Raw genomic sequence first — 9071 nt, 5'->3', positions numbered from 1 at the left:
GTGGGTGTGGCGCTGTCTGGCGGCGACGAGTCCTGAACAGCGGTCAAGAGTCCGCGCCTAGGTCTCGCTCCCAGGCAACGGTGATCGTCATATTGGCCTGCGCTCCGGCTTTCGCTATCACCGCGTTGGCCTCGGCGGTAAGGGCGACCCCGAACACGATTTCGATCTTCGACGGGACCGACTTCATCTCGATCATGGCGGATAGCGCGTCGTCAGCGGCATCACGGATGTCGTCGAAGACCTCGGCCACGGACGCGGTCGCTTTGGCAAGCGTTTCGCCAGGGCTCGTGCCGACTCGGACGACACCCTGTTCCTCTCCTATGTCGACCCAGACCTGGCCGCCCGAGGAGAGCCGCAAAGGAATCGCCTGCCGCATCCGTGCCCGTCCCTTCCACCACAATGGAATGAGTCGGGCACCGCTACGCCACGTGCCCGACCGGCCACGCGAGTATATGGCGTTTCATTCACGGCGCCGTATCCCCCAACCGGTGCCGGTGCGGGTTCAGACGGGAAGGCGACTAAAGCTCGTCGACCAGATCCGCGACCGAGTCGATGATGCGGCTCGGGCGGTACGGGTAGCGTTCCGCTTCCGTGCGGGTGCTGATGCCGGTCAGGACCAGGATCGTCTCCAGGCCCGCTTCCAGGCCGCAGAGGATGTCGGTGTCCATGCGGTCGCCGATCATCGCCGTGCTCTCCGAATGGGCGTTGATCGTGTTCAGGGCCGACCGCATCATCATCGGGTTGGGCTTGCCGACGAAGTACGGTGTCACGCCCGTCGCCTTCTCGATCATCGCCGCCACCGAGCCCGCCGCCGGCAGTGCGCCCTCTGTCGACGGGCCCGTCGGGTCGGGGTTGGTGCAGATGAAGCGGGCGCCGTCGTTGATCAGGCGGACGGCCTTGGTGATCGCCTCGAAGCTGTAGGTCCGCGTCTCGCCCAGGACCACGTAGTCCGGCGCGTAGTCCGACAGGACGTAGCCGACCGCGTGCATCGCCGTCGTCAGGCCCGCCTCGCCGATGACGTAGGCCGAGCCGTCGGGGCGCTGGTCCGACAGGAACTGTGCCGTCGCCAGGGCGGCCGTCCAGATGGACTCCTCGGGCACGTGCAGGTCCATCCGGGCCAGGCGCGCCTGGAGGTCGCGGGGCGTGTAGATGGAGTTGTTCGTGAGCACCAGGAACGGCTTGCCGCTCGCGCGCATCTTGCGCACGAACTCGGGCGCGCCCGGCACGGGCTGGCCCTCGTGGATGAGCACGCCGTCCATGTCGGTCAGCCAGCTCTCGATCGCCTTGCGGTCGCTCATGATGACGGTCTCCTGGCGGGTGGCGTGCAGCAGTCGGCCGGGCAGGTGTCCCAGAGCGGCAGCGTACCCAGCCGCAGGCGGTCCGGGTGCGGCTCCATGCGCTCGAGGACCAGCTCGCGGACCATCGCCACGAAGCGTGGGTCCGTGCCGGGAGTCGCGGCGCGTACGAAATCGAGCCCTCGCTCTTTTGCCGTTGCCGCGGCCTCGTTGTCGAGGTCCCAGATCACCTCCAGGTGGTCCGAGACGAAGCCGATCGGGCTGACGACGACGCTGGTCACCCCGGTGTCGGCCAGGGCGGCGAGGTGGTCGTTGACGTCGGGCTCCAGCCACGGCACCGACGGCGGGCCCGAGCGGCTCTGCCACACCAGGTCCCACGACAGGTCCGGGGCCGCGGCGGCGGCGACGAGGGCCGCGGTCTCCCGCAGCTGGGCAACGTAGCGGCCCGGCGGATCGACCGGCGGCGGACCGGCGGTCATGGCCATCGAGTTCGGGATCGAGTGGGCTGTGAACACCAGGCGGGTCGTCTCGCGGCGGGCCGGATCCAGCGTGTCGAGCGCCGCCCGGACCGCGTCGATGTGCGGCGAGACGAAGCCCGGGTGGTCGGCGAAGTGCCGCAGCTTGTCGATCACCGGAGCACCCTCGCCCACCGCGGCGCGGGCCTTGGCGAAGTCCTCCAGGTATTGCCGGCACGACGAGTAGCCGCCGTAGGCGCTGGTCACGAACGCCAGCGCGCGCTTGACCCCGTCGGCCTTCATCTCGGCGACGGTGTCGGTCAGCAGCGGGTGCCAGTTGCGGTTGCCCCAGTAGACCGGCAGCGGCAGCTCGTTGGCCGAGAAGTCAGCCTCGATCGCGGCCATCAGCTCGCGGTTCTGCTGGTTGATCGGCGACACGCCGCCGAAGCTGTAGTAGTGCTCGGCGACGGCGGCGAGGCGTTCCGGAGGCACGCCCCGGCCCCGGGTGACGTTTTCCAGGAACGGAATGACGTCTTCCGGGCGTTCCGGGCCGCCGAACGAAACCAGGACCAACGCGTCGTACGGCATCAGACGATTGTGCCTTGCCCGATCAGATCGATGCGGGCTCGGCACCCAGCGCGTGATATCCGCCATCGACGTGGATGATCTCGCCCGTCGTGGCCGGGAACCAGTCGGAGATCAACGCGAGCACGGCCCGGGCCGCGGGCTCCTGGTCGCTGAGGTCCCAGCCGAGCGGCGCGCGCCGGGTCCAGGCGTCCTCGAACTGCTCGAAACCGGGGATCGACCTGGCCGCCATCGTGCGCAGCGGCCCCGCCGACACCAGGTTGCTCCTGATGCCCTGCTTGCCCAGGTGCAACGCGAGGTAGCGGGAGGCCGACTCGAGGCCCGCCTTGGCCACGCCCATCCAGTCGTAGACCGGCCACGCCTTGGTGGCGTCGAAGGTCAGCCCGACCACCGAGGAGCCCCGCGGCATCAGCGGCAGCGCGGCCATGGCGAGGGACTTGTAGGAGTACGTCGAGACGTGCAGCGCCGTCGACACGTCCTCCCAGCTCGTCTCCAGGAAGTTGCCGCCGAGCGCGCTGGCCGGGGCGAAACCGATCGAGTGCACGAGGCCGTCGATGCCGTCCATGTGCTTGCCGACCTTCTCGGCCAGCGTCTCCAGGTGCTCCTGGTTGGTCACGTCGAGCTCGATCACGGGCGCCTCGGCGGGCAGCCGCTTGGCGATGCGTTCGACCAGCGACATCCGGCCGAAGCCGGTGAGCACGACGGTCGCGCCGTTCTCCTGGGCCAGCTTCGCCACCGAGAACGCGATCGACTGGTCGGTGATCACGCCGGTGACCAGGAGTCGCTTGCCCTCCAGCAGTCCTGCCACGGTGCAGCCTTTCTTCTTGTCGGAGAGGGTCAGTGGCCCATGCCGAGGCCGCCGTCGACCGGGATCACGGCGCCCGAGATGTAGCCGGCGTGGTCGCTGGCCAGGAAGGTGACGGCCGCGGCGATGTCGTCGACCGCGCCGAACCGGCCGGCCGGGATCGACTCGACATATTTCTTCTTGAGGTCTTCGGGGAGGTTCTCGGTCATGTCGGTGGTGATGTAACCCGGCGCGACCACGTTGGCGGTGATGTTGCGGGTGCCCAGCTCACGGGTGATCGACCGGGCGACGCCGACGAGACCGGCCTTGCTGGCCGCGTAGTTGACCTGGCCCGGGTTGCCGGTCAGGCCGACCACCGAGGAAATGAAGATCATCCGGCCCCAGCGGGCGCGCAGCATCGTCTTGGACGCGCGCTTGGCCACGCGGAACGCGCCGGCCAGGTTGGTGTCGACCACGCTGGTGAACTGCTCCTCGCTCATGCGTAGCAGCAGCGTGTCGGCGGTGATCCCGGCGTTGGCGACCAGCACCTCGACCGGCCCGAGCTCCTGCTCGACCTGCGTGAACGCGGCGTCGACCGAGTCGGAGTCGGTGATGTCGCATTTGACGCCGAGGACCCCTTCGGGCGCCCCGGTGCCGCGGTGGGTCACCGCGACCTTGTCGCCCTGCGCGGCGAAGGCCAGCGCGATGGCCTTGCCGATGCCGCGGTTTCCGCCGGTCACCAGCACCGTGCGCGCCATTTTCGTGTCTCCCCACTGCCAGGTCGGTCTGCGGATTGGACATTACGGCTTACCCGGGGGTACGGCTAATTCGCCTCGCCCAGTTGTGATCCTCATACCCGGGTATGACAGTTCGGATGGCTCTCCAGCGGCACGCTTCCTGTCGGACCGCCCGCGTAACCTCCGGATGGTGAACGAGACCCTCGTCGCCACCAGCCTGCGCGACCTGCGCCGGGTGCTGATCGGGCCGGATTTCCCGCCGGAGCCCGGCCGGCGCATCCGCAGCCCGCGCATCGAGCGTTGGTGGTCGCGCTGGCGCGGGCTGGCCATCCCGCTGCTGGTGCTCGGCGTGCTCGGGCTCGGCGCGGCCGCCGCGCAATACCTGGAGGGCACCCGCGGCCAGACCGACCTGGTCTCCACGCTGATCGGCTACGGGACGACGGTGCCGGTCCTGTTCGCCTACCACCGGCCGCTGGTGGCCTGGCGGCTCGCCTACGTGATGCTCTTCGTCGGCGTCCTCAACGCGCTCCCCTCGGAGGCGTGGCCCTGGAACCCCGTGCAGATCGTCTTCTTCCTGATCATCCTGCTCGCCCTGGCCCTGCGGGCGGAGTCGGGCGTGGCGGCCTGGGCCGGCGCGCTCACGCTGGTTCCGGTCTTCCTCTTCGTCAAGGCCGCCAACGCCTGGGGCGTGTCGGTCCTGTTCCTGTTGATGCTGATCCTCGGCAACCAGGTCCGCCGCTGGCGGCAGAGCTCGCGCGCGCTCAGTGAGCGGCTCGCCGAGCAGGAGGAGCAGTCACAGCTCGAGAAGGCGCGCCGGGCGGTGCTGGAGGAGCGCACCCGGATCGCCCGCGAGATGCACGACGTGGTGGCGCACCACATGTCGATGATCGTCGTGCAGGCGGAGACCGCGCCGTTCCGACTACCCGAGATCGACGAGCCGGTGCGCCGCGAGTTCGCCTCGATCGCGGGGTCCGCCCGGGAGGCGATGGTCGACATGCGGCGCCTGCTCGGGGTGCTGCGCAGCGAGACCGCGCCCGCGCTCACGGCGCCGCAGCCTGGGCTCGCCGAGGTGGCCGAGCTGATCGAGGCCGCCCGGCGGGCGGGCGTGCCGGTGACGTTGCACGGGGTCGTCCCGGAGGTGGACGGGCCCGTCGCCCTGGCGGCTTACCGGATCGTCCAGGAGGCGCTGGCCAACGCTGCGCGGCACGCACCCGGGGCCAACGTGCGGGTCGCGGTGACGCACGACGGCGCGGCGGTCGTGGTCCGGGTGGAGAACGACGCGCCGCCCGGCGACACCGCGGCCGGGTCGTCGAGCGCTGGGGAGGGTCACGGGATCGCCGGCATGCGGGAGCGGGCGACGCTGCTCGGCGGTGGGTTCGAGGCCGGGCCGACGGTGTTCGGTGGGTTCGCGGTCGCGGCGACGCTGCCGGCCGTCTTTGCTTCCGAGGCCGTTCCTGAAGGGCGAGGCGCGTGATCAAGGTCCTGATCGCCGACGACCAGGCGATGGTCCGCGAGGGTTTCGGTGCGCTGCTGGCGGCGCAGCACGACATGCTCGTGGTCGGCGCGGCCGCCGACGGCGCGCAGGCGGTCGCGGAGACGCGCCGGCTCGACCCTGACGTGGTGCTGATGGACATCCGCATGCCGGTGCTCGACGGCCTGGCCGCGACCCGGCAGCTGCTCGACGGCCGTCCGGTCGGTGACCCGCCGCGGGTGCTGGTGCTGACGACCTTCGACCTCGACGACTACGTCTACGAGGCGTTGCGGGCCGGGGCCAGCGGCTTCCTGCTCAAGGACGCGCCGGCCGCCGACCTGGTCAACGCGGTGCGGGTGGTGGCCGGCGGCGAGGCGCTGCTGGCGCCGTCGGTGACCCGGCGGCTGATCGCGGAGTTCGCGGCCCGCCCGGGCCCGGCCCGGCCGCGACCGACGGCGCTGGCCGCGCTGACGCCGCGGGAGACCGAGGTGCTGCGGCTGATCGCCCGCGGCCGGTCCAACCAGGAGATCGCGGCCGAGCTGGTCGTGGCCGAGCAGACGGTGAAGACGCACGTGGGCCGGATCCTGGCCAAGCTGGCCCTGCGCGACCGGGCGCAGGCGGTGGTCCTGGCCTACGAGACGGGTCTGGTCGCCGCGGGCGAGTAGGCCCGCGTACCACCCCGGACCGCCGGGCAGGGCCCTCGTCATGCTGAGGTAGCACCGGCAGGACCACGCCCCGGTACGACGATTTCGCACCGTCCACACCGGCATCGTGCGGCGCATGATGCGACGGACACTTCTCCTCGGCGTCGCCGCCGCCACGTTCGGTGTCGGCCTGCTGGTGCCCGCTCCCGCGGCGGTCCTCGCCGCGCCGGCCGCCGGCCCGACGCCGGCACTGGCGTACCAGGCGTCCGCGGCGGCGATGCGCGCCGCGGGCGGCGCCTACGCGGGCTGGGCGGCGAGCCGGCACTTCCTCGCGTTCTCCACCCGCGACGACGGCACCGCCGCCGAGGTGGTGGGTGATCTCGCCACCGCGGACCGGATCGCGGTCGTCGTGCCGGGCGTCGACAGCACGCTGGCGACCTTCACGAGCGGCCTGGGCGGCGTCGCCCGGCGGGCGCCGGCAACGCAGGCCAGGGCGGTCTACGACGCCGCGTTGGCGGCGGACCCGGCGGCCCGGGTCGCGGTCGTCGCCTGGCTCGGGTACGACCCGCCGGAAGGCGTCGGCCTCGAGGCCGCCCGCGAGGTCCGGGCGCGGGCGGGCGCGCGCAACCTGGCGGCCTTCGCGGGCTGGCTGGCTGCCCGCCGCCCGGACGCCCGGATCACGCTGGTCGGCCACAGCTACGGCGCGGTCGTCGTGGGCCTCGCCGCACCGCGACTGCCGCACCAGGTGACGGCACTGATCGCGGTGGGCGCGCCCGGCATGGGCGCCGACGACGTAGCCGGGTTGCACACGCGGGCCGCGGTCTACGCGGCGCTCGCACCCACCGACTGGATCGGCCGGATCCCACAGGCCCGCTTCCTGGGCCTGGGCCTCGGCACGCGCCCGGCCACACCCTCGTTCGGCGCCGCGGCGCTGCCGACGACCGGGGTCCAGGGCCACGACTACTACTTCTCACCGGGTACGGCCACCCTGGCCGCGATCGCCGCGGTGGTGACCCGATGACCGCGCGCCGGGACGCGGGCATCGACGCCGTCCGCGCCACCGCCATCGCGGGCGTCGTCCTCGGCCACTGGCTGGTCACGGCCCTCGCGCTCGGCGACGACGGCGCGCTGCAGGTGCACAGCCCGCTGGCGGCTCTGCCGGCCATGCAGTCGGTGAGCTGGCTGCTGCAAACACTGGGCCTGTTCTTCCTCGCGGGCGGCTACGCCGCCGCGACCTCGGCCGCCCGCCGGTCCCGGGCTTTAGGCCCGAGGCCCGAAGCGGCGGTGTCGGCCGCCGGGCAGGGGACTTTGGCCGCGCCGGCGCGGCGTTCCCGGTCTGCCGGCCCGAGGCCTGAAGCGGCGGCGTTGGCCGCCGCGCCGGGGTCGGCGGCTGCATTGACGGGGCCGACCCGCCCTGTCGCCGATGCGCCCGAACCGGCGGCCCCGGCTGGCGGGCGCCGGCCCACGGCCACGCCCGCAGGGAGTTCCGAGCCTGTGGCAGCGACGCGTGGTGCCTCGATGGCCCGTCGGTGGTCCGTGGCCCGATTGGCGAGACGGCCCGGGCCTGCTCTCGAAGCGGCGGGAGCTGGGGCATCGGCCGCCGCGCAAGGGTCCGTGGCTACGAACGCAGGGCCGTTCGAGCCAGCGGTCGCGATGGCGAGAGCTACGACTCCTGCCGGCGGTCCGGGGTTCATGGCCTGGCTGGCGTGGCGTTCCGGGGCACCGGCAGCGACCGCCGGGGGTGCCGGGGCCGCGTCGCCGACCGCCGGAGCCCCGGCGCAGGCGGCAGGAGCGCCGTCAGCCGCCCGGACTCGGCCTGCGGACTCGCCGGGCAGGCGGCCAAGCCCGGTGTCCCGCCGCATCCGGCTGCCGCGGCGGCTGGCCGCCTTGGTCGGGCCCGTCGGTGCCCTGGTCGGCCTGCTGTCGCTCGCGCTGGTGGCCGGTGCGCTGGTCGGTGTGCCCGAGGAGACGCTGCGTACCGTGGGCAAGCTCGTCGTGAGTCCACTGTGGTTCCTGTTGCCGTTTCTGGTGCTCACCGCGCTGGTAACGCCGATCGCTCGGGTGGTGCGGCGGTTCGGCGTGCTGCCGGTGGCGGCCGTCGCCGGGGGAGTGGTGCTCGCGGCTGACCTCGGTTTCGGCTTCCTGCCCACCACCCTCGTCGCGGCCTGGGGGTTGCCGTTCGTGCTCGGCGTGGCGCTGGCGCAGGGTCGGCTGACGAGCCGGGCCACCGGCTGGGCGCTGCTCGTGGGTGGCGCCGCCGCGGTGGTCGCACTGGTGTTCGCGGCCGGCTACCCGGCCAGTGCGGTCGGCGTGCCCGGTGCCGGACGCTCCAACCTGGATCCGCCGTCGTTGGCCGCCCTCGCTCTGGCGATCGCGCAGACCGGTGCCGTGATCTTGCTCCTGCCGTGGTTGCGCCGTCTCGGCACCCGGCGCCCGGTGCGCGCTCTCAACAACGCCGCCCTCCACGTCTATCTCTGGCACCAGGCGACCATGATCTCGGTCACCGTCGCCGTCGCGTGGATCGCCGGGCGGCAGCCGGGACTGCTCACGGCTCCGGACGGCTACGGCTGGGTCGCGGCCCGGCTGGCCTGGCTTCCGCTGTTCGCGGCCGCGCTCGTCCTGGTCGTCCGGATCGCCGGGCTGGGTCCGGCGCGCGGTCGGCGGGCGCGACCAAATCGGACGGTCGGTGGCCAACCTTCCGGCCAATGCCACCTCGATGTCGGGCAGGGGATAGAATCTCCGTTGGTTCGTGTGCCCGGCCGACGTCTGGAGGTGATCGCCGTGCGAGACAGCGATCCTCCGAGTCGCAGCCGGGCCGCCGTCCGGTCCCGCTGATCCAGCGACCCGACGACAGCCAGAAATCCGCCTGCCGGCAGCCGCCGCGCCCCCGCACGTCCGCGGGCCCGGCCTGCGCATGCTGCCGTCCGGCTGCGACTCTCCTCCGCCGCGATTCCGCACGACCCCAGAAGTCCCACCTTCGCATCGGAGAGCCGTGATGAACCGTCGTTTCGTGGCCCCGCTGGGCTTCACCCTGGCCGCCGTCTGGGTCCTCGTCGTCGCGATGCTGGTCAACAACGCCAACTAGGGCCTGTCCTGTCGA

General features: G+C 72.4%; 9 protein-coding genes. 4 read left to right on the top strand and 5 right to left on the bottom strand.

All coding sequences use genetic code 11. From position 1 onward, the window contains the following. Positions 1-43: 43 nt before the first annotated feature. From Air01nite_RS35975 to fabG, 5 genes are all read right to left on the bottom strand, one after another. A complete protein-coding gene (locus tag Air01nite_RS35975; protein ID WP_203707864.1) occupies positions 44-376 on the bottom strand; it encodes a CU044_2847 family protein in 333 nt (110 codons plus the stop codon). Between the two features lie 142 nt (positions 377-518). Next, positions 519-1298 (bottom strand): HAD-IIA family hydrolase, encoded by a 780-nt coding sequence (locus tag Air01nite_RS35970; RefSeq protein WP_203707863.1) that lies wholly within the window; start codon positions 1296-1298, stop codon positions 519-521. Continuing rightward, complete coding sequence (locus Air01nite_RS35965; RefSeq protein ID WP_203707862.1) at positions 1295-2338, bottom strand: ferrochelatase; 1044 nt, start codon at positions 2336-2338, stop codon at positions 1295-1297. The genes Air01nite_RS35970 and Air01nite_RS35965 overlap by 4 nt, the downstream gene beginning before the upstream one ends. A gap of 22 nt (positions 2339-2360) precedes the next feature. Beyond that, on the bottom strand, positions 2361-3143 hold the full coding sequence (gene fabI / locus Air01nite_RS35960; protein WP_203707861.1) for an enoyl-ACP reductase FabI: 783 nt from the start codon (positions 3141-3143) through the stop codon (positions 2361-2363). Between the two features lie 29 nt (positions 3144-3172). Further along, positions 3173-3877: a 3-oxoacyl-[acyl-carrier-protein] reductase gene (gene fabG, locus Air01nite_RS35955; RefSeq protein ID WP_203707860.1), complete on the bottom strand. Its 705-nt coding sequence runs from the start codon at positions 3875-3877 to the stop codon at positions 3173-3175. A gap of 169 nt (positions 3878-4046) precedes the next feature. On the opposite strand from fabG, the gene Air01nite_RS35950 reads away from it, so the two are divergent. From Air01nite_RS35950 to Air01nite_RS35935, 4 genes are all read left to right on the top strand, one after another. After that, the gene (locus tag Air01nite_RS35950) at positions 4047-5330 is read left to right on the top strand and encodes a sensor histidine kinase (RefSeq protein WP_203707859.1); all 1284 of its coding nucleotides are present in this window, start codon (positions 4047-4049) and stop codon (positions 5328-5330) included. Next, positions 5327-5992, top strand: a complete 666-nt coding sequence (locus tag Air01nite_RS35945) for a response regulator (protein ID WP_203707858.1) — start codon at positions 5327-5329, stop codon at positions 5990-5992. The genes Air01nite_RS35950 and Air01nite_RS35945 overlap by 4 nt, the downstream gene beginning before the upstream one ends. Before the next feature lie 115 nt (positions 5993-6107). Beyond that, entirely contained in the window at positions 6108-6992 is an 885-nt protein-coding gene (locus tag Air01nite_RS35940; RefSeq protein WP_203707857.1) for an alpha/beta hydrolase, read from the top strand. 827 nt (positions 6993-7819) lie between these two features. After that, positions 7820-8806 carry an acyltransferase family protein gene (locus Air01nite_RS35935; RefSeq protein ID WP_203707856.1) on the top strand — a complete coding sequence of 329 codons (987 nt, stop codon included), beginning with the start codon at positions 7820-7822 and terminating at the stop codon, positions 8804-8806. The last annotated feature ends 265 nt before the right edge of the window (positions 8807-9071 follow it).

The organism is Asanoa iriomotensis (genome assembly GCF_016862515.1).
Lineage (GTDB): Bacteria > Actinomycetota > Actinomycetes > Mycobacteriales > Micromonosporaceae > Asanoa > Asanoa iriomotensis.
Note: the sequence above shows the minus strand (reverse complement) of the source record. Positions and strands in the feature narration are given on the sequence as shown.

Coding starts and splice junctions, on each gene's coding strand:
- Air01nite_RS35975 (WP_203707864.1), bottom strand. CDS start 376: ATGCGGCAGGCGATTCCTTTGCGGCTCTCCTCGGGCGGCCAGGTCTGG.
- Air01nite_RS35970 (WP_203707863.1), bottom strand. CDS start 1,298: ATGAGCGACCGCAAGGCGATCGAGAGCTGGCTGACCGACATGGACGGC.
- Air01nite_RS35965 (WP_203707862.1), bottom strand. CDS start 2,338: ATGCCGTACGACGCGTTGGTCCTGGTTTCGTTCGGCGGCCCGGAACGC.
- fabG (WP_203707860.1), bottom strand. CDS start 3,877: ATGGCGCGCACGGTGCTGGTGACCGGCGGAAACCGCGGCATCGGCAAG.
- Air01nite_RS35940 (WP_203707857.1), top strand. CDS start 6,108: ATGATGCGACGGACACTTCTCCTCGGCGTCGCCGCCGCCACGTTCGGT.